General features: G+C 46.5%; 19 protein-coding genes. 4 read left to right on the top strand and 15 right to left on the bottom strand.

From position 1 onward, the window contains the following. Positions 1-69: 69 nt before the first annotated feature. From gatB to LCY76_RS01960, 4 genes are all read right to left on the bottom strand, one after another. On the bottom strand, positions 70-1503 hold the full coding sequence (gatB, locus tag LCY76_RS01975) for an Asp-tRNA(Asn)/Glu-tRNA(Gln) amidotransferase subunit GatB (protein ID WP_248251223.1): 1434 nt from the start codon (positions 1501-1503) through the stop codon (positions 70-72). A gap of 11 nt (positions 1504-1514) precedes the next feature. Next, complete coding sequence (gene gatA / locus LCY76_RS01970; protein WP_248251222.1) at positions 1515-2972, bottom strand: Asp-tRNA(Asn)/Glu-tRNA(Gln) amidotransferase subunit GatA; 1458 nt, start codon at positions 2970-2972, stop codon at positions 1515-1517. 15 nt (positions 2973-2987) lie between these two features. Beyond that, on the bottom strand, positions 2988-3275 hold the full coding sequence (gatC, locus tag LCY76_RS01965) for an Asp-tRNA(Asn)/Glu-tRNA(Gln) amidotransferase subunit GatC (RefSeq protein ID WP_062239158.1): 288 nt from the start codon (positions 3273-3275) through the stop codon (positions 2988-2990). A gap of 411 nt (positions 3276-3686) precedes the next feature. Further along, positions 3687-4049, bottom strand: a complete 363-nt coding sequence (locus LCY76_RS01960; RefSeq protein ID WP_336606239.1) for a DUF3905 domain-containing protein — start codon at positions 4047-4049, stop codon at positions 3687-3689. A 185-nt stretch (positions 4050-4234) separates the two neighbouring features. On the opposite strand from LCY76_RS01960, the gene LCY76_RS01955 reads away from it, so the two are divergent. After that, positions 4235-4633 (top strand): DoxX family protein, encoded by a 399-nt coding sequence (locus LCY76_RS01955; RefSeq protein ID WP_248251221.1) that lies wholly within the window; start codon positions 4235-4237, stop codon positions 4631-4633. 54 nt (positions 4634-4687) lie between these two features. Here LCY76_RS01955 and bla read toward each other — a convergent pair whose 3' ends face one another. Then, the gene (gene bla, locus LCY76_RS01950) at positions 4688-5488 is read right to left on the bottom strand and encodes a subclass B1 metallo-beta-lactamase (protein ID WP_248251220.1); all 801 of its coding nucleotides are present in this window, start codon (positions 5486-5488) and stop codon (positions 4688-4690) included. 137 nt (positions 5489-5625) lie between these two features. Here bla and LCY76_RS01945 point away from each other — a divergent pair, with 137 nt between their 5' ends. After that, entirely contained in the window at positions 5626-6312 is a 687-nt protein-coding gene (locus LCY76_RS01945) for an FHA domain-containing protein (protein WP_248251219.1), read from the top strand. 43 nt (positions 6313-6355) lie between these two features. On the opposite strand, the gene pruA is transcribed toward LCY76_RS01945, so the two are convergent. The 5 genes from pruA to pcrB form a co-directional block, all read right to left on the bottom strand. Further along, positions 6356-7903 (bottom strand): L-glutamate gamma-semialdehyde dehydrogenase, encoded by a 1548-nt coding sequence (gene pruA / locus LCY76_RS01940; protein ID WP_248251218.1) that lies wholly within the window; start codon positions 7901-7903, stop codon positions 6356-6358. A 199-nt stretch (positions 7904-8102) separates the two neighbouring features. After that, the gene (locus LCY76_RS01935; protein WP_248251217.1) at positions 8103-9302 is read right to left on the bottom strand and encodes a CamS family sex pheromone protein; all 1200 of its coding nucleotides are present in this window, start codon (positions 9300-9302) and stop codon (positions 8103-8105) included. A 42-nt stretch (positions 9303-9344) separates the two neighbouring features. Beyond that, positions 9345-11354, bottom strand: coding sequence for an NAD-dependent DNA ligase LigA (gene ligA, locus LCY76_RS01930; RefSeq protein ID WP_248251216.1), 2010 nt, complete (start codon positions 11352-11354; stop codon positions 9345-9347). Positions 11355-11446: 92 nt separating this feature from the next. Further along, positions 11447-13684 (bottom strand): DNA helicase PcrA, encoded by a 2238-nt coding sequence (gene pcrA / locus LCY76_RS01925; RefSeq protein WP_248254561.1) that lies wholly within the window; start codon positions 13682-13684, stop codon positions 11447-11449. A 72-nt stretch (positions 13685-13756) separates the two neighbouring features. After that, positions 13757-14446 carry a heptaprenylglyceryl phosphate synthase gene (gene pcrB / locus LCY76_RS01920; RefSeq protein ID WP_248251215.1) on the bottom strand — a complete coding sequence of 230 codons (690 nt, stop codon included), beginning with the start codon at positions 14444-14446 and terminating at the stop codon, positions 13757-13759. Positions 14447-14937: 491 nt separating this feature from the next. Here pcrB and LCY76_RS01915 point away from each other — a divergent pair, with 491 nt between their 5' ends. Further along, positions 14938-15483, top strand: coding sequence for a GNAT family N-acetyltransferase (locus tag LCY76_RS01915; RefSeq protein WP_248251214.1), 546 nt, complete (start codon positions 14938-14940; stop codon positions 15481-15483). A 1-nt stretch (position 15484) separates the two neighbouring features. Here LCY76_RS01915 and LCY76_RS01910 read toward each other — a convergent pair whose 3' ends face one another. Together LCY76_RS01910 and LCY76_RS01905 are read right to left on the bottom strand one after the other, a co-directional pair. Next, positions 15485-15907, bottom strand: coding sequence for a DUF3159 domain-containing protein (locus LCY76_RS01910; RefSeq protein ID WP_248251213.1), 423 nt, complete (start codon positions 15905-15907; stop codon positions 15485-15487). Then, on the bottom strand, positions 15862-16149 hold the full coding sequence (locus tag LCY76_RS01905; protein WP_248251212.1) for a VC0807 family protein: 288 nt from the start codon (positions 16147-16149) through the stop codon (positions 15862-15864). Before LCY76_RS01905 ends, LCY76_RS01910 begins: the two co-directional genes overlap by 46 nt. Before the next feature lie 131 nt (positions 16150-16280). Here LCY76_RS01905 and LCY76_RS01900 point away from each other — a divergent pair, with 131 nt between their 5' ends. Then, positions 16281-16700 (top strand): GNAT family N-acetyltransferase, encoded by a 420-nt coding sequence (locus LCY76_RS01900; protein ID WP_248251211.1) that lies wholly within the window; start codon positions 16281-16283, stop codon positions 16698-16700. Positions 16701-16971: 271 nt separating this feature from the next. Here the strand turns inward: LCY76_RS01900 and LCY76_RS01895 are convergent, their stop codons facing one another. The 3 genes from LCY76_RS01895 to LCY76_RS01885 are packed head-to-tail and all read right to left on the bottom strand — an operon-like array spanning position 16972 to position 20138. After that, a complete protein-coding gene (locus tag LCY76_RS01895) occupies positions 16972-17280 on the bottom strand; it encodes a YerC/YecD family TrpR-related protein (RefSeq protein ID WP_053355996.1) in 309 nt (102 codons plus the stop codon). A 21-nt stretch (positions 17281-17301) separates the two neighbouring features. Then, on the bottom strand, positions 17302-18336 hold the full coding sequence (locus LCY76_RS01890) for a DUF3048 domain-containing protein (protein ID WP_419714970.1): 1035 nt from the start codon (positions 18334-18336) through the stop codon (positions 17302-17304). Between the two features lie 59 nt (positions 18337-18395). Further along, the gene (locus LCY76_RS01885) at positions 18396-20138 is read right to left on the bottom strand and encodes an adenine deaminase C-terminal domain-containing protein (protein ID WP_248251209.1); all 1743 of its coding nucleotides are present in this window, start codon (positions 20136-20138) and stop codon (positions 18396-18398) included. Between the last annotated feature and the right edge of the window lie 110 nt (positions 20139-20248).

The following is a 20248-nucleotide window of genomic DNA, read 5'->3' as shown; positions in this document are numbered from 1 at the left end:
TCATTTACGCTCAATTCCACATCCCAGTACACAAAAAAACTGCCGGAACAACGTCCGGCAGCCTTTCAATTAACGATTCTTCAATTCTTCTGCGATCAATTTGTTAACCAATGGCGGATTTGCTTTTCCTTTGGTCTCTTTCATGACCTGGCCGACTAAGAAGCCGATGGCCTTGTCTTTTCCGTTCTTAAAGTCCTCGATGGACTGCGGATTGCGGTCAAGGACAGCCACAACAAACTCACGGATGGCGCCTTCATCGGAAATCTGCACGAGGCCTTTTTCCTTAACAATCGTTTGGGGATCGCCGCCATTCTCGATCATCTCTTTAAGGACTTTCTTCGCGATCTTAGATGAGATCGTGCCGTCTTCAATGAGCTTGATCATTTTAGCGAGGTTGCCCGGTGTTAATGGTGTTTCACCGATTTCTTTGGACTCTGTGTTCAAGAAGGCACTCACTTCGCCCATGAGCCAGTTTGAAAGCAATTTCGGATCCGCTTTCTCCCTCATTCCTTCTTCAAAAAAATCAGCCATTTTGATCGATGCTGTCAGAACGCCAGCGTCATAAGCAGGAAGACCGAACTCTGATACATAGCGCTTTTTACGAGCATCCGGAAGCTCAGGAATCTCCGCGCGGACACGCTCGATCCATTCTTCAGAAACACTCAGACTCACAAGATCCGGATCTGGGAAGTAACGATAGTCATCCGATCCTTCCTTTACACGCATGAGGATTGTTTTATTTGATTTTTCATCGAAACGGCGGGTCTCCTGAAGGATTTCGCCGCCACCCAGAATCTCTTCCTCCTGGCGCTTCTCTTCATACTCGAGCCCTTTTTGCACGAAGGCGAAGGAGTTCAGGTTCTTAAGCTCGGTTTTGGTACCGAATTCCTTTTGCCCGACAGGACGGATTGAGATGTTGGCGTCACAGCGCAATGATCCCTCTTCCATCTTACAGTCGGAAACGCCCGTGTATTGGATGATCGCTTTCAGCTTTTCCAAATACGCATATGCTTCTTCCGGTGTACGGATATCCGGCTCGGACACGATTTCCATCAGCGGCGTGCCCTGGCGGTTCAAGTCCACAAGAGACGATCCGTCAGCAGCATGCGTTAGTTTCCCTGCATCCTCTTCCAAGTGAAGACGTGTGATACCAATTTTTTTCTTTTCGCCGTTCACTTCGATCTCAATCCAGCCGTGCTCGCCGATCGGCTTATCAAGCTGGGAAATCTGATATGCTTTCGGATTGTCAGGATAAAAATAGTTCTTTCGGTCAAAATGCTGCTCTCGGTTAATTTGGCAGTTCAATGCCATCGCTGCACGCATTGAAAAATCGACCGCCTGTTTATTCAGGACCGGCAGAACGCCTGGATGTCCAAGGCAGATCGGGCATGTATGGCTGTTGGACGGCGCTCCGAAATCGGTGGAGCAGCCGCAGAATATTTTAGAGTTGGTTTTAAGTTCAACGTGGACTTCTAATCCAATGACTGTTTCAAATTTCCTCATCCCTGCACCTCCTACAATTGCGGTTTCGCTTTATGGTGTTCCGTCGCCTGTTCAAAGACTGAAGCTACGCGGTAAATCGTGCTTTCGTCAAAGTGTTTTCCGATGATCTGCAATCCGACCGGCAATCCGTTTGAGAATCCGCACGGCACGGAAATGGCTGGCACACCCGCAAGGTTTACAGGAATGGTTAAAATATCGTTGGCATACATCGTCAACGGATCGTTCGTTTTTTCTCCGATTTTAAACGCAGTCGTCGGAGTCGTTGGCCCGATGATGACATCAAAGTTATTAAACACTTGTTCAAAATCATTTTTGATCAGTGTACGGACTTTTTGCGCCTTTTTATAGTAAGCATCATAGTATCCGGAGCTGAGGGCGAACGTTCCGAGCATGATCCGGCGCTTCACTTCGTCCCCAAAGCCTTCGCTTCTGGAGTTTTTATAAAGCTCCAAGAGGTTCTCGGTGTTATCCGAACGCACCCCGTATCGTACGCCGTCAAAACGGGAAAGGTTGGCTGATGCTTCTGATGAAGACAGAAGATAGTAGGTCGCAAGCGCGTATTTGGAATGCGGAAGCGATACTTCCTCCCACACAGCGCCTTGTCCTTCTAACACTTTCAGCGCTTCAAGCACTTTTTCTTTTACTGCTGGATCAACGCCTTCTGCCAGGTATTCTTTTGGAACGGCAATACGAAGGCCTTTAACGTCTCCAGTAATGGCTGACAGGTAGTCCGGTACATCGACGTTTGCTGACGTGGAGTCCATGTGATCATGTCCGGCAATTGCCTGTAAAAGATACGCGTTATCTTCCACCGTACGCGTGATCGGTCCGATCTGGTCAAGGGAAGATGCAAACGCAATTAGGCCGAAGCGGGAAACAAGTCCGTATGTCGGCTTCAATCCTACAACGCCGCAATATGCTGCTGGCTGGCGGATCGATCCGCCGGTATCGGAACCGAGGGAAAATAATACTTCGCTCGCTGCAACAGTTGCTGCTGATCCTCCGCTGGAACCGCCTGGCACGTAATCTGTGTTCCATGGGTTCTTCGTCACATGATAGCCGGAGTTTTCGTTGGAAGATCCCATCGCAAACTCATCCATGTTCAGCTTGCCAATCGTGATAGCACCTGCCTCATAAAGCTTGCTGGCCACTGTTGCATCATAGATTGGATCAAAGTTGGAAAGGATTTTGCTTCCGCTTGTAGTGCGGAGTCCTTTTGTAGAGATATTGTCTTTCAAGGCAATCGGAAGGCCTGCAAGGATTCGTTCTCCCGGAGAACCAGCTAGAACTTCATCCAGCTCCTTCGCCTGTATGCGGGCGTGTTCTTCATTCAGCGTAAGAAACGCTTTTACCTTGTCCTCCACTTGGCCGATTCGGGCATATGAAGCATCAACAAGATCCGTCACGCTTACTTCTCTTTTATGTAACAGGTTGTGCAGTTCTGAGACTTTCTTCTCTAATAATGACATGTGCTGCCTCCTACTCTAAAACGTCTTCGGTACTTTAAACTGTCCATCCCTTTGATCAGGGGCGTTCTTCAACGCTTCTTCTCGCGTTACCGATTCTTTCACAGTATCTTCGCGCAGCACGTTTTTCAGCTCAAGCACGTGGGTTGTTGGTTCAATGTTTTCTGTATCCAGTTCATTCAGTTCTTCGGCAAAACCGATAATTGCATCCAGCTGCTCCGTAAACATGTCCACTTCTTCTTCGCTGACAGAAAGACGGGCCAGATGGGCAACGTGTTTTACCTGGTCTTTTGAAATTCGAGACAAGCTTGCCACCTCCAAAACAGTACGTTCACAATATATAGATGATAACAAAAATCGCAGTTACTAAGCAACCGGTGCCTGGCACCGCGTTTTGACATATATGTAAGAGGGGTGCCTGGCACCTTCTTCCCAACATAAGCATTATTACATACTAGCGGCTGGAGCGGGTCAGGACGGAGTGCTGCTGTTAACACAGGATATTGAAAGATGGGGTTCGACACAATGAGGAAACGTTAATGAGAAAACTTCAAATCAATACTCCATTGAGAAATATAATTTAAAGAGTAGGAAAAGGTAAAAGAAAATTCTTATGATTTCAAAATGCTGAAGTAATTTCTATAAAGAGACCCTTTTTTTATATGGTGCCAGGCACCTCGATTACACACTTGTGTAATTGGGGTGCCTGGCACCATTTTAATCCTTCCGGAAGCTGGTGTCTTTTGTGGGATGGGTAAATGGGGCTCCTTTGGGTTTAACATTCTTCTCGATGAGATCACGGTTTTCTGCCGTGTTCCAGCCGATATCGTTTGTCGGATGAACCCACTGATCGCCTGCCATGATTTCCGGATCCGTATCTTCACTCCAGTTGTTAAGCGGTGAGTTTTCGGAATTGTATTTGCTGTCACCTATGACAACTCCGTAATCATTCACAAAGGGAGGCTGCATTTTCATTCCTGTTCCTTTGAATGACGGCGAACTCGCTTGATGAGGCATTGTTTCTTCAATATAAGGCTTTTCCAGGTTCTCTTCTTCTTTATTGTTTTTATGATCAACCACGTTATTTTTCTCCTTCCTACTTAAGATATAGTCATAATTTTTCCTTAAGCCGCTATTCTATGTAGTAAGGCACCAAAATCGGGTGCAGAAAAATTTTTTCGATAAATACTTTACAAAAGTAAGCATATATTATATTATACTTACATAAAGTAAGTTATTAAATCTCAACAAGGAGTTGTTCTTATATGTTAAGTTTAGGATTATTAATCATTCGTCTCGTGATCGGGTTATCGTTCGCGGCACATGGTACACAAAAATTGTTCGGCTGGTTCGGAGGCCATGGTCTGAAAGGAACAGGCGGCTGGCTAGAATCCATCGGTATTAAGCCAGGCTACACGATGGCACTGTTTGCAGGGCTCGCTGAGTTTGGCGGCGGTCTATTGTTCGCAGCAGGATTGGTCACTTGGCTCGGTGCAGCAGCAATTATTGTGACCATGCTCATGGCAATCGTAAAAGTGCACGGACCAAACGGCTTTTGGGCAACATCAGGCGGCTATGAGTACAATTTGATCCTCATCGCAGCAGCATTAGGTGTAGCACTTACTGGAGCAGGCGCTTACTCTTTAGACGCACTTTGGTTCTAATTTATGAAGAAAAACTGGCGGAAACTACTTCCGCCAGTTTTTTGTGTTTTAAAGTTACTTGTTATTTTCCAGGAGGTTTATCGTGTGATATAGAAGCCCGGTTCCACCTATGTTTCCATGGCCTGGAACAACAGTCCTCGCCTTAGGAAATCGGTCAATCACGTTTTGCACGGACACTGGCCACGCTTGAACATCTGCATCCTCTACATTCCCAAGATCTTTAGCTTCCTTCGACTTTATCAGGCAGCCGCCGACCAGGAGCTTGTACTGCGGAAAGTAAACCGTAATGTTATCTTCAGTATGCCCCTTGCCAGGATAGTACGCTTCCGCCTTCACGTTCCCAAACTTTAAGTGAGTCAGTACCGGATTCAGCAAACGATCCGGAGCTTCATAGCCATTTTCAACGCCAAGCTTCGCGGTTTGAGGAGTCGTATACACATGAACCCCCCGCTCCTTCAGCGTTTTAATGCCTCCTATGCGGTCTTGATGGGAATGAGTGATGATGGCGTTTTTCACCGGTTTTTTAAAATGCTGAGAAATCATATCCATCAGTTCTCCGGTAAGGGAATCGTCCCAAGAAGAATCAACAAGCAGAAGGCCTTTGGAAGTTTCCATCAGCAGTCCATTCGAAGGAACTGGCACCCCGTTAAATTCGCCGATCGTCGTATGTACCCAAACGTGCGGCTGGATTTCGGTAAGAGTGACTGTTCCTGATTTGTTTGAATATGTTTTTAGAACATGAGCAGCTTGGGTATATGGCTTCTGAGCTTGAGCGTTCACGATTAATGGTGCAGTGATTACACCTAATCCAATAATTCCGGTGAGAGCAGCATTTAATACGATTCTTTTTTTCATGACCATCCTACCTTCCTAAATTTTAATTTTCCTGCTATGTTATTGATGGTATTCCTTATCTTTCCCCCATTCAATGGAGTAGGAATGACAAATCCCTAACAAAAGTAAGAATATTTAAATAATTTGAAGGTGAACCTATGGATGTTTTGGAGAAATTTCACTTATTGATTGAGCGCGGACAGCCTTATGAAAATGAATTTGTGCCGTTAAAAAGAAAGATTTCCATCGGAAGATTCGGCTCCGAACCTGCCCCCGGCATCGCATTTCATATCCCGCTCGTATCCAGGCAGCATTGTGTGATCGATTGTGAAAAACCTTTACCCATGCTGATTGATCTTGGCAGCAAACATGGCACCTGGCTAAATGGCATGCGACTTCTTCCACAAAAGGAATATGGTTTGAGCAACGGTGACCAGATCACGCTCGTCAATGGCATGATCTCCATGAAATACATAACCGTAAACAATCAGGAGACCATGGACTGGGATCCCGTAAAACCATTTCGTCTGCCAACTGAAGATTTCATTGACATTCATGAACTTTTGCAAAAAGTACGGGTGCATCAAAAAGATATTCACTTTTCGCATAAGGAGTTTCAGTGTTTTAAACTGCTGTATTCTTCCCTCGGACAATTTGTTTCGAAAGAAGAAATTAAGCGGCATGCCTGGAGTGAAAGAGAACTTCTGGACGGCAGGGTACCCGATGTTGGCTCTGAAGAGTTAAACTCCCTGATCTACCGTGTTCGTAAAAAACTTACTCCTTATTTGCAGATTGAATCTGTTTTACGCAAAGGATTCGTAATGGCAGTGACTAAAGAAATATAGTAAAAACCCCTTCAAGCCAAAGCTGAAAGGGGTTTTTGTTTTATTAAAGCAACTCTGAAGTTGTTTTTGCTTGCATGTGAAGAAGAAGGTAGTCTGGGCCACCAGCTTTGGAGTCCGTACCAGACATGTTGAATCCGCCAAACGGCTGGTATCCAACGATCGCGCCTGTACATCCGCGGTTGAAGTAAAGGTTACCCACGTGGAATTCTTCTTTCGCACGCTCGATGTGCTCACGGTTATTGGAAACTAGAGCTCCAGTCAAACCGTAATCTGTGTTGTTAGCAATTTCCATCATGTGATCGAAGTCGCGAGCTTTACAGAACGCTACAACCGGTCCAAAGATTTCTTCTTGCATAAGACGTGCTTTTTCTTCCACGTCTGCTACGATTGTCGGTTGGATGAAGTAACCTTTAGAGTCGTCGCCTTCTCCTCCAGCTGCGATTTTCCCTTCCGTTCTTCCAATTTCAATGTAGCTCATGATCTTGTTGTAAGCCGCTTGGTCGATAACAGGACCCATGTAGTTTCCTAGATCTTCAGGATTTCCTACACGAAGAGATTTTGTTAACTCCACTGCTTTTTCAAGAACTTCATCATACACATCCTGGTGAACGACCGCACGGGATCCTGCAGAACATTTTTGTCCAGAGAAACCGAATGCAGAGTAAACAATCGCAGAAGCAGCCATATCTGTATCTACGTTGTTGTCGATAACCATTGTGTCTTTTCCGCCCATTTCAGCGATAACACGCTTCAGCCAGATTTGGCCAGGATGCACTTTTGCTGCGCGTTCGTAGATACGGCAGCCGACTTCACGGGAACCAGTGAAGGATACAAAACGTGTTTTCGGGTGGTCTACCAGGTAGTCGCCCACTTCTGCTCCGCTTCCTGGGATGAAGTTCAATACGCCTGCTGGAAGACCAGCTTGTTCCATCACTTCAGCAAACTTAGCCGCAACAACCGGTGTGTTGTTTGCTGGTTTAAGAAGAACTGTGTTACCGGAAACGATCGCAGCTACAGTTGTTCCTGCCATGATCGCAAGCGGGAAGTTAAATGGAGAAATCACAATACCTACTCCCAGAGGGATGTAGTTGAATTGGTTGATTTCACCTTCACGGCTTTTTACCGGTACTCCGTTTTTCATCAATTCCATTTGACGAGCATAGAACTCTAGGAAGTCGATTGCTTCAGCTGTATCAGCATCTGCTTCTTTCCATGGTTTACCGCCTTCTTTTACGAGGTAAGCAGAGAATTCATGCTTGCGGCGGCGCAGAATAGCAGAAGCTCTGTAAAGGATATTTGCACGAGCTTCAGGCGCCCATTTTTTCCAAGTTTCGAACGTAGAAACCGCAACTTGCATTGCTTTTTCTGCTAAATCTTTATTTGCTTTAGAAACCGTTCCAATAACTTCTTCTTTATTGGCCGGATTAATAGAAACGATTTTTTCATCAGTGGTGATGCGTTCTCCGCCAATGACCAGAGGATACTCTTTGCCTAGCTGTGAATTAACAAGGTCTAAAGCTTCCTCAAAAGCTTTCTTGTTTTCTTTAACTGAAAAATCCGTAAATGGTTCGTGTTTATACTCTCGAATCATTTTGTCCCCTCCTATGCCCTTAAGCGTTTTCATTTGTTCAACATGTCTATTCTACCCTAAACTCGTGCCACAGTTCAAACAATGATAAATAGTCAGAATAATAAGAAATAAATAATAAACCCTTTTATTTCAAGGGGTTTCATAACTATGCACATAAAACAAGACAGACCCTTGTGTGTTCATGGGTCTGTCTTTGGCACTATCTATAAATATGCACGAACGGCTCGCTGCTTCCGTCATCCCGGACGATGAGCGCTTCCGGTTTATTGACGGCAGATTGGATGTTGATTGTAACCGGCACGCTTGGAAGCTCCTTCATCACCGACGAGGTAACATACTGTGTGAACGAGATGACTTCAGCTTTGCCCTGGAACTGCATCGGGATATCGATGTCCAGACGGTTCAGGTTGCCGTCCCGGTATTGAGCTTTTCCGATTACGCCTACATAGTTCGGGAAGTAGTCCTGAATTTTGGTCTTGAAGTTATTAAATTTCTCAGCATCATCCCTTTTGGCTGCGGTCGCATCTTTTGAAGGGAATAAATAGTAACGGTCGTCAATCTTATCCCAGCTTCCGAGCTGCGAACTGCCCGCTCCGGCTGATGCCGATGCAAAAAAGTGCCCTGGTGTGACCGATTCTTTTTCCGCTTCCTGATAGAGAGCGATGGTGATCGGAACATTTTTCAGTGCATGGTTTTGGCGAATACGCTGGATGACCTGCTGCCCCATTTTTCTTGCTTCACGGGAAACATCACTTGAGTCCAGCTTCTTTGAGCCATTATAAATCAAGCCAGCTTTGTCTGTCGCCTTGTAATAGTACGTAGAGTTAAACGATAAGCCGACAACGACACCGCCGAGTTTGACTTTATCATTTCCGCTCTGTACAAGATAGTTCTGCTCCAGCACATATGATAAGTATTTCGGATGTTTATCTTCTGCAGCCATTACTTGCTTGTATGGAGCATCCTTCTTAACGCCCAAAGCAGGGTTAAGACCTTTTTGGGCCATGTCTGTTTTATTATCTTTCTCAGTCTTCTCGTCCGCACGCTTCAGCCAGTTATTGACGGTCGTGGAAGACAAGTATTGGCCCTCCTGGTAGTAATACTTGTCCGTGCTGAAATTATCCTGAGCAATCCGCATGAGGCCGAGTTCAAACTCGTTGATATCCAGGCGGTTATCTACACCGTACTTGATTAAGCCGCGGGCACCGCCTGGCTCAAACGGCACAATGCTTCGGTAATATTTTTCCCCGGTTTTGATCTCCCCGGTAATGATGGCTTTTTCTTCAGTTTTCCCTTTTTTCTTTACAACTTCCTCTTCCTTCTGCAGCTTGTCCTTGTTCATACAGCCGCTCAGGATCAAAAGGGAGCTTAACAGGATCAGGCTGATCCGCTTTATCATGGTAACACTCCTCCATAAAACTTGATGGAACAGAGCTATTCTTTATTTTTCAAGCTCCTCGATAAATCGCTGTTCAGACCATACTTCCACTCCGAGGGACTGTGCTTTGTCCAGCTTGGATCCCGCATCCTCCCCTGCGATCAGCAGGTCGGTATTCTTGCTCACGCTTCCGGTCACTTTACCGCCAAGCGTTTCAAGTTTTTCTTTCGCTTCGTTCCTGTTCAGCACGGTGAGTTTACCCGTCAGCACAATGGTTTTCCCTGCAAAATAGGAATCTACATCTTCTGCCCGGACGACACGCGGCCCTTTGTATTCCATGTTCACACCGGTTTCTTTCAGATCAGTGATGAGCTCTGCCACTTCCGGCTTATCGAAATACAGCTCAACCGAATCGGCCATTTTCTCACCGACTTCATCGATGGCGATCAATTCTTCTTTCGCAGCAGAACTTAGCCGGTCCATTGTTTCAAACACCTGGGCGATCGTTTTTGCAGCCTTCGCACCGACATGCCGGATCCCGAGGCCAAACAAGAGACGTTCCAGAGAATTCTCTTTCGATTTTTCTATAGCGTCCAACAGGTTGTCAACCGACTTTTCACCCATTCTCTCCAGTTTCAGCAGCTCTTCCTTCTTTAGTTTATAAAGGTCTGCCACATCCTGAATGAGGTTTTCCCGGAATAGCTGAGCAATGACCTTCTCTCCCAGGCCGTCAATGTTCATGGCATTTCTGGAAACAAAGTGGATGAGCCCTTCACGGATCTGGGCAGGGCATTGCGGATTCAGACAGCGCAAAGCTACTTCTCCATCCAGCCGGTCCAGTTCACTTTCGCATTCCGGGCAGTGTGTCGGCATATGAAAGTCTTCTTCCTCGCCAGTTCGCCGGTCAACGATCACGTTCACCACTTCGGGGATAATGTCTCCCGCTTTTTTCACGATCACGTAATCGCCGATCTTAATGTCCTTTTCCCGGATCAAGTCTTCATTATGTAATGAAGCACGTTTAACCGTCGTTCCGGCAACCACTACCGGAGACAAGAGGGCAGTAGGCGTTACAACACCCGTTCTGCCCACATTGAGTTCAATTCCTTCAAGGCGTGTGACGACCTCTTCCGCCGGGAACTTATACGCGATGGCCCACCGCGGGCTCTTCGCTGTAAAACCAAGCTCTTCCTGCTGATAAAGGGAATCCACTTTTATGACGATGCCGTCAATCTCGTAGTCGAGATCCTGTCGGCGTTCCCCCCAGCCTCTGACAAAGTCTACGACTTCATCGATATTTTTGCAATGCTTCCATTCCGGGTTCGTTTTAAAACCGAGGTCCTTCAGGAAGTTCAGGCTTTCGCTGTGCGAATCGACGGAATGCCCGGAAAGCTGTCCAATTCCATACACGAATATGGAAAGGTTTCGCTTGCCGGCGATGTTCGGATCGAGCTGGCGCAGGGAACCGGCCGCCGCATTCCGCGGATTCGCAAAAAGCTCCTGGCCTTCTTCCTGGCGAGCTTCATTCAGCTTTTGAAATGAACGCTTCGGCATGTATGCCTCACCGCGCACTTCAAGAGAAACGTCCTTATCCTTGATGCGAAGGGGAATCGCACGAATCGTCTTTAAATTGTTCGTAATGTCTTCACCGGTTGTTCCGTCACCGCGGGTAGCCCCAAGAACAAAGCGGCCTTCTTCATAAGTTAATGACACAGCTAGACCATCAATTTTTAATTCTGCCACGTACGAAACATTATCACCGACTCCGTTTCGTACCCGGCGGTCAAAATCACGCAGATCTTCCTCGTTAAACGCATTGCCAAGGCTGAGCATTGGAACCTTGTGCTGCACTTTTCTGAAATAGTCGAGGACTTGTCCTCCCACCCTCACTGTCGGGGAATGCTCATCACGCAGCTCCGGATGGTTGTTTTCAAGCTCGATCAGCTCCTGGAGCAGTTTGTCATACTCTGAATCGGGAACTGTAGGCTTATCGAGAACATAATATTCATAGCTGTATTTTTCAAGGAGTTCACGCAATTCATGTACCCTTTTACTCGCATGCTCTTCGTTCAAACTTTCCAACTCCTTTATCGATCTTAACTGTACAGCTTTTTAACCGGATGATTGTTTAAACGCACGTTTAAACCCCTTTAACACGTTCACAACTACATTTTTTCAATCGGAGCAAACTTCGCAAGCAGCCGTTTCAGTCCTACCGGCTGCGGGAACGCAATGTCCAATTCCAGGGAGTCGCCTTCACCCTTCATGCTGACGACCACGCCTGTCTCCCATTTGCGGTGTTTTACTTTGTCCCCGACTTTCCAATCCAGCTTTTCGCCTCCATTAGTCGTATAAACAGGAGATGTTTTCTTAGCAGCAGCCGGCTGCTTCATGAAGGAAGGAGCCGCATTGGAACGTGACGATCTTCCCCAGCTCGGAGTTTCTTTTTCCTTTTGAACGGATTCAAGCAACTCCTCTGGAATCTCGCCGATAAACCGGGATACCGGGTTCATGTTCGTACGTCCGAACAATGTTCTCATTCGAGCGTTCGTTAAATAAAGCTCCTGTTCGGCACGGGTAATTCCAACGTAAGCCAGTCGTCGTTCTTCTTCCATTTCGCTTTCTTCAAAGAGAGCACGGCTGTGCGGGAATACACCCTCCTCCAAACCAATCAGGAAGACAACCGGGAACTCCAGGCCCTTAGCGGAGTGCAAGGTCATCAGAACAACCGATTCTTTCGGCTTATCGCCTTCATCCTCATCCAGGCGGTCAATGTCTGCTACAAGGGCCAAGTCGGTTAAGAATGCCACAAGGCTCTTATCTTCCTGCTGTTTTTCAAAGTCTTGCGTTACAGAAAGGAACTCGTCAATGTTCTCCAGACGGCTTTCCGATTCAAGCGACTTATCTGCCTTCAGCATGTCGCGGTAACCCGTCTTATCAATCACTTCTTCCACAAGCTCGGTCACGGAAAGGAACTCCTGCATTCGGGTCCAGTTCGTGATCAGCTCGGAAAAATCGCGCAATACGCCTGTAATCCGGGATGTTAATCCGATCTGCTCCACTTCCTGAAGCGCTTGGTACATGGAAAGATCATTATCCGCTCCATATTGGAGAATCTTATCGACAGTCGAAGCACCGATTCCGCGCTTCGGTACATTAATGATCCGCATCATGCTGATGTCATCATCCGGGTTTGCAATGAGGCGAAGGTAGGCAAGAATGTCCTTGATCTCTTTGCGGTCGTAGAACTTGGTGCCGCCGACGATGTTATACGGGATGTTCGACTTCATCAAAACTTCCTCGATCACACGGGACTGGGCATTCGTACGATACAGGATGGCGATCTCTGAGCATTTGCGGCTTCCGCCGGTGGTCATCTCACGGATCTTTCCTGCTACATAATGGCCCTCATCGTGCTCACTATCGCCTTGGTAATAAATAATATTCTGTCCTTCGTTTTTGTCTGTCCATAGGTTTTTCGCCTTGCGGTTGAAGTTGTTCTCAATCACTTTGTTGGCTGCGTCCAGGATGGTTTTCGTAGAACGGTAGTTTTGCTCAAGCAAAATCACCTTCGCGTCATTGTAATCTTTTTCAAAAGAAAGGATGTTTGCGATGTCCGCTCCGCGCCAGCCGTAGATCGACTGATCCGAATCACCGACAACACAAAGGTTACGGAAACGGTCAGCAAGCATTTGTACGAGCATATACTGCGCACGGTTCGTATCCTGATACTCATCCACGTGAATGTATTGGAACTTGCGCTGATAGAATTCCAGCACTTCCGGCACACGCTTGAAGAGATGGATGGTTGTCATAATTAAATCATCAAAATCGAGCGCAGAGTTCTTTTTCAAACGTTTTTCATATTCTTGGTATACCTCATGGACGACACTGTCATACGGCCCGTTCATCGTTTTCGCAAAATCAGCACTCGTTTTCAGTTCATTTTTCAATGACGAAATAGAGCCCAAGATGCTCCGCGGCTCAAATTTTTTCGAATCCATGTTCTTGTCTTTTAGGATATTTTTGATTACCGAAAGCTGATCCGTAGAATCGAGGATCGAGAAGTTGCGGCTAATGCCGATCCGGTCGATATCACGCCGCAAAATTCTTACGCACATGGAGTGGAATGTGGAAATCCAGATGTCTTCCGCTACAGGTCCAGTAATGCTGGCTACCCTTTCCTTCATCTCGCGTGCTGCTTTGTTCGTAAACGTAATCGCGAGGATGTTCCATGGTGCGACTTCTTTCTCCATCAATAAATAAGCGATGCGGTGGGTCAGCACCCTCGTCTTACCGCTTCCCGCTCCCGCCATAATTAAAAGCGGTCCCTGTGTATGTTTAACGGCTGCTCTCTGTTCAGGATTGAGTCCTGTCAGCAGCTTTTCGATCAATTGGTGCATACTCATTTATCCGTCACCTACCCAAACGTTTGTTCTTATTTCTATTGTAAATGATTTGCTGTCTTACTTCAATTATCCTTTTACAGCTTTTACTGTCTCAAGTGCACTCTTCAAATCGTCGTAAATGATGTTGCCGATGATGACCGTGTCAGCGAAGACTGCCATCTCTCTCGCCTGTTCTGCATTTGAAATACCGCCGCCATAATAAAACTTCGTACGGTCCAGCACTTTCCTAACTTCCTTCACGACCTCAATGTCGCCATACGTTCCGCTGTATTCAAGATAAAACACGGGAAGCCTGAACATTTTTTCCGCCATGCGCGCATATGCTACAACATCTTCTAATGAAAGACTGGCATTCGCGCTGGAGTATTCTGCGGCTTTGCAATCCGGATTCACGATGCAATAGCCTTCCGTCACAATCTCCTCCCAGTTCATGAGATCGCCGTATTCCTTCACCGCCTCATGCTGCAAGCCGACAATAAAGCTGGCATCCCTGCTGTTAAGAACGGTCGGAATATAGTAAAAATCAAAGCCGGGAGTCAATGATTCAATGTTGGAAACCTCCAGGACACAAGGAACCGCAAACTTGCGGATCCGCGACATCAAATCAAGAGTATTATCAAGTGTTACTCCGTCACTCCCGCCAACGATGACCGCATCCGTGCCTGACTCGCAGATGGCCTCCAAATCGCCATCCGATATTTCCTTATTGGGATCCAGCTTAAAAATATGCTTCCAAACCCGATAATCAAAATTCATAAGATCCATGATCCTCCTAATTAACTAAAGCTGAACCATCTATACTTTCTAAACCGGGGTCATCCCGGCCGGTTATTCTCTTTATACCTTTTGCCATTATATCAAAAATTATAGGGCTACTCATCTTTGACACTGTGAAACAACGCTTACATGAAGATTAATTTTTGGTAACTTTATAAAGGCTCTTTTCTAAATGATAGTTGCTTTGGAAACTTTTCCGTAAAGAACCTTCATTGACAAGTTGATTGGAGTGCAAGGTGCGAGACTCCTCGAAAATGAATTTCACATTTTCTTCGTGCGATATAACGCTGCCGAAGCCTTCCTTGTCCTGCGGGGGTAGCGTGACAGGTAAGACCCAAAGGCGCTTGCGCCGTGGGGCTCAGCGCACGCCCCGCGGAAAGCGAGCAGCCTGAAACGGAAATCAATCATTCCCAAGATCAACAAAGGTTACGAAAATAGCCTTATAAAAAGCGATGAACAGGAGAATGTGTATGTTTTTTTTACAAGTTGATGAGGAAGTTTCCTTGAAGATGCTCGAAAAAAGAGATGCCCAGCTCCTCTTCCAGCTGACCGATTATTCAAGAGACCACCTGAGGAATTGGCTCGGCTGGGTCGATTATTCACGTACCTTAAAAGATACAAAAACATTCATTAAGCTGGCGCAGCAGAAGTATGCCGACTATACGGACCTCGTCACCCTTATCTGGTACCGGGGCATTCCGGCCGGCTCTCTGGCACTGTATGACATCAAGTGGAATAACTTTTCGGCGAACATTGGATATTGGCTGGGCAAGGACTTTGAAGGCCAGGGCATCATGACCCGGTCGTGCGAAGGGATGGTGGACTATGCGTTTGGAACGCTCGGCCTGAACCGGCTGGAACTGAAGGCCGCACTGGACAATAAAAGAAGCCGCTCTGTTGCAGAACGGCTTGGATTTCATCAAGAAGGAGAACTCCGCCAGGCGGAATGGCTGTACGACCACTTTGTAGATGTTGCGGTCTATGGCATGCTGGCGAGGGATTGGTCTCAAAAATAACTCAGATCTTCGGTTCCGTTTGAATCGGGCTGTCCGAACCCTCAGGCCCTTTGTTCTTCTCATGATAGTTATAGATTTTTAAAGATATAAATACAAAGCCTGCTGTGATCAGGCCTCCAAAAATCCAGCCTGAAATCTTCATCGAGAATAAAATAAAATCATACTTCTTCGCGCCGTATTCCATCAGGAGATACGATTTCAATCCGGCCTGGAACAAACTGCGGAATGCAAACAGTCCGGTAAGCCAGACAAAATACTTATAAAACTCAGGCTGACGGTACAGAGACTGCGTCTTGTCCCTCGGTTCACCCTGGAGATAAGCAATATCCACCGCAAAGTGCATGCCAAGCGGCTGTTTGATCAGAATGGTCGTGAATATCAGCAGCGCCATAAAAATACCGAAGAACACCTGGTTCCAAAGCATTCGGCCGGCCCCCCTGACAGGAGGTCGATCGTTGTTCCGGCAAACAGGGAGAACAGAATAAACATCCCTGTAACATTGAATTGCTTTTCTTTCACAAACCTGTATATGGTATAGATAAAACCTGGAGCGGAAGACAGCAGGATGGCGTAATAATCGCCCAAAATGTCTCTTCCCTGGTTCCAGATCAGATAAGGCAGTATTAAATAAAACAGCAAATCAAAAACTACGATGCTTTTCTTCAAGTTCTTCACTTCCCGTTTTGGAATGTTTCGTTACTCTTGCTGGATTGTGCAAAATGCTCGATAACTCTTGTCCATAGTGTTCGGCCGACTCTGATTCTTTTGACCTTACTCCTTATTGAAGAGGTGATTTTATGATTAGACAAGCCACCTTAGAGGACGTATCCGCCTTGGCTTCCCTGTCGTTGCAGCTCGGCTGCACAGGTGACACTACTGAAATCATAACACGGTTGGAAAAAATTATCATCCAGGAAAATGCTGCTCTTTTTGTACAAGAAGTGAACGGTACGATCGCCGGCTGGGTTCATGTCTACGGAAAAACCTTTCTGCGAATGGAGTATTGCGAGATCGGCGGTTTGGTAGTCGATGAGTCACAACGCCGGTCAGGTAATGGAAAAGAATTAATGAAAAAATGTGAAACGTGGGCGCTGGAAAACGGCTATGATCAAATCCGGCTCCGTTCGGGCGCTGAACGAAAAGAAGCGCACCAATTTTATGAAAACATCGGCTATGAACGTGTGAAGAAACAGGAAGTATTTACTCGAAAGCTTTAAATGTGTGGAGGCTGCCCAATGTTTGGATTCATGGTGGCCTTTTTGTCGGCCTCAAATGGCTTGTCTGTGGTCGTTACTTGCGGTTCGACATGTTTTACTTGCGGAAATGGTGAGTTTACTTGCGGTTCGACACCATTTACTTGCGAAAATACAGTCTTTACTTGCGATAATGGACCACTTACTTGCAAAACACATCATTTTCATAAAAAATCGTCAGGCCGTGTAACCCCACAAAACAAAAAACCTGCACCGCCCAAAGGCGTTACAGGTTTTACTTTGTTTCTTCTTTATTTCCGTGCACACGGTCGAGAGCCATTTGATAGGCATCGTTTCCGAAGTTCAGGCATCGTTTCACACGGGAAATCGTTGCTGTGCTGGCACCGGTTTCTGATTCAATTTTATGATAGGTCTTTCCTTCACGAAGCATGCGGGCTACTTCAAGGCGCTGTGCCAGTGACTGGATCTCGTTCATCGTGCACAGATCATCGAAGAACATATAGCATTCTTCCAGATCTTTTAGTGAAAGGACGGCTTCAAACAGCTGATCAAGCGCCTTCCCTCTTAATTTATCAATTTGCATGTACTTTGCACTCCTTCTGCTCTATTCAATAGAAACGCTCTTACTGATTCCTGGCTGCGCCGGGATGATGTTAATCCAGGTTTTTCCCGGTACAAAACCTGTGCCAGACGGGATGATTCTGCCGTCTTTGTTTTCCCAGCTAACTTCCCTGGCTTTTCCGCGCTGAAGCAAAATGGCTTTGCCTCCGGATGTAAGGTCAATTTCTCTTCGTCCGTAACTATCAATGATTTTATGGCTCGCTTCCACAATCAGCACATTATCGAGTTCGATCGGTGTTTTGGTTTCGCGGTCAGCGGTCGGCTTCTCGTTGCTAAAGCGGGCATACCGTTTCGTTGATGAGTCGTACGTATAGCCGACGGTCTCACCGTGATTGTATGTTATCAGAACTTTATCGGCTTTGTCACCAGTAAGCGCTTTGACCTCCGATGGTTTTAAGAAAGGAAGAGGCTTTATTTTATCTTTATTGTCATAGCCTTTCTTCTTTAAACCTTTCATGATGTCTTTGTACTTAATATACGAGTTATGAGGCGCTTGCCGAAACGATGCCCGGTGAAAAAGCGTTCCGTCATAATACAGGCCGTTCAGCGAATCCACCTTGCTGTTGCTGCCGGAAAGGATTTTCTTCGCTTCCGGACTCCAGCCATGATGAACGTAAAAAGCATGAAAACCCTGGCTCAGCTCGATAAAGTAATCGCGTGCGCTGCGGACAGGCCCGACCACCTCTGGCTTCTCGCTCTGAAATACGGCAAGAAAGCGTGTAATATCCCCTTCCGCCAAAACTTCGTATACGAGATCCGCCTTATGAAGCCCGGACTGCGGACGAGCCTTCCAGTGGTTATTGATCATTACGGCAAACACCCTTGCATCGGTGTCCTTGTTCGTTTTGATTCCTGTCAGCGGATACGTGTTTTTCAGCTCTGTCTTCTTTTCTTTCTTTTCAGGAGCTTTCACATGTTCCACAGGCTTTTTGTTACTTGCCGTTTCTTCCTTCTGGCAGCCTGCACCGCCTAGGATCAATAGAGCCGCACAAAAGCTAAGCAGCCATTTTTTCATCAGGCACCCCTGCCCCCCTGGCCCCCCGGCCGAATTCTTTCCAGACGCTTTACTTCTTTAGTTTAACGCATAATCGAAGGAAAGAGTATGACTTTCTTCTTCACATCATAGATTCCTAGCTGTGTAATGCGGATATATGGCAAATGAGTTGAAGAAAAGAAAAGCAGACTGTAGATCGGATCTTCGAAGGGATATCCTCTTTTTCGCAGTTCTGACGTTAATGCCTTTTCTTCCTGTATGAGTTCTTCGACTGATGAAGAAGACATTCCTCCTCCAAGCGGCAGCTTGACCTCGCTGATGACTTCTCCGTCCTCCACAAGCACGATGCCGCCTTTCATCTCTTTTACACGGTTAAACGCCGCGAGCATATCCCGCTTGCTTTTTCCGATTAAGAGCAGATCACCCGTGCTCGAATAGGAGCTCGCAAACCCGGAAACTCCTTTGGCAAAGCCTTTGACCAGAGTGTTTACCCGCCACTTGCCTTTTTTGTCGACGAGCATGAAGAAGCATTCATCGTGCTCCATATCCAATTTTTCCTCAGCAGGATTGAGCTGGATCTGATACGGCTTCGTAATGACGGAGTTCACCATCTCAATGCCCGCCAGTGAACTGAACTGAAAGTCTTTCAGCGACAGATCCCAGTTCAATTCGAGCGGCCCCATTCCATAATCGCTCCAAGGGAACGGTGCACCAGCCTCCATAACCTCACCGTCACGCTTGATCCATTGCCCTTTGGCGAGCACGGACTCAGGATTCGGGTGCTGCACACTATCCAGGATATTGAGATGTGCTACTCTTCCCGGTGCGACCATTCCGAGTATATGCTCTTTGCCGTAATATCTTGCTATGTTATAAGAAGCCATTTTATAAGCATCGATCGGATCAATTCCTTCTTCAAGCGCGATAGAAATCATTTTATCCGTGACGCCTTCTTCATAAAATGCCGGTGTTGATCCGTCCGTTGTAAAGATGACACGGTCAAAATGAGCCGCTCCGATCTCTTTCATCTCTTTTAAAATCTGTGAAAGATCGGGACGGATGGAGGAATAGCGGAGAGAGGTGGTAAGTCCGAGGTTCAGTCTCATCATCGCTTCCTCTCCAGTCATCGCCTCATGATCGCAATCCACACCGAGCAGCGCCATCTGCGTCAAGGTTTTTTCAGAGGCACCCGGCAGATGCCCTTCGATCCGCTTTCCGGCCTTGCGTGTTTCCCGCATGAGATGAAGAATATGATCATCTCCCTGAAGGACTTTCGGCCAGCTTGTCAGCTCTCCGCCCTGTATGACATAAGGAGAAGCGAGCATTTTTTTAATGTTGCTCAATGAGAACAAAGAGTCTTCATTCAAGAGCTCTGACTGGGAATCATAGCGGCACCACCAATAGTACGTAAAAGGCAGCCGGTTCAGGTCTTCCATAATAGTAAGCGCTTTCGTAACTGGCAATGATAAAAAAAGCATAAGGTTATCACACATAAATGTCGTTGTGCCCCTTGCCGATGCATAATGGCCAAGAGTCTGGGGATTATATAGTTGAAATGGATGGGCATGCGGCTCAATGTAACCAGGGACGACATATTTACCGTCAATATCCAAAATCTCTGTCCCGTTCGTATGGCTGGGCATTTTATCCCCAACATAAACGATGCGGTTATCGTAAATCCATATGTTAGCTTTTGCCCAGCAGTGCCGGGCAGCATTTAAGTAGGTTGCATTCTGCAGTACGATCGACGGCGCCAATTCGCCCAAGATCACTGCTTGATGGCGGCGAAGGTCCGCCTTCGACCAAAACAAGAACTGGTTAGACATAGGTTTCACCTTTTTCTCTGTAAATTACATTTTCTCAAGGATACCATACAATTTTGCTTCGTGGGTGTCTTTAAGCAAAACACAAAAAATCATCACAAAAAGGAGCATTC

Source organism: Fictibacillus marinisediminis (assembly GCF_023149135.1).
Lineage (GTDB): Bacteria > Bacillota > Bacilli > Bacillales > Fictibacillaceae > Fictibacillus_C > Fictibacillus_C marinisediminis.
The sequence above is the reverse complement of the archived record's forward strand: the minus strand, read 5'-3'. Positions and strand labels throughout refer to the sequence as shown.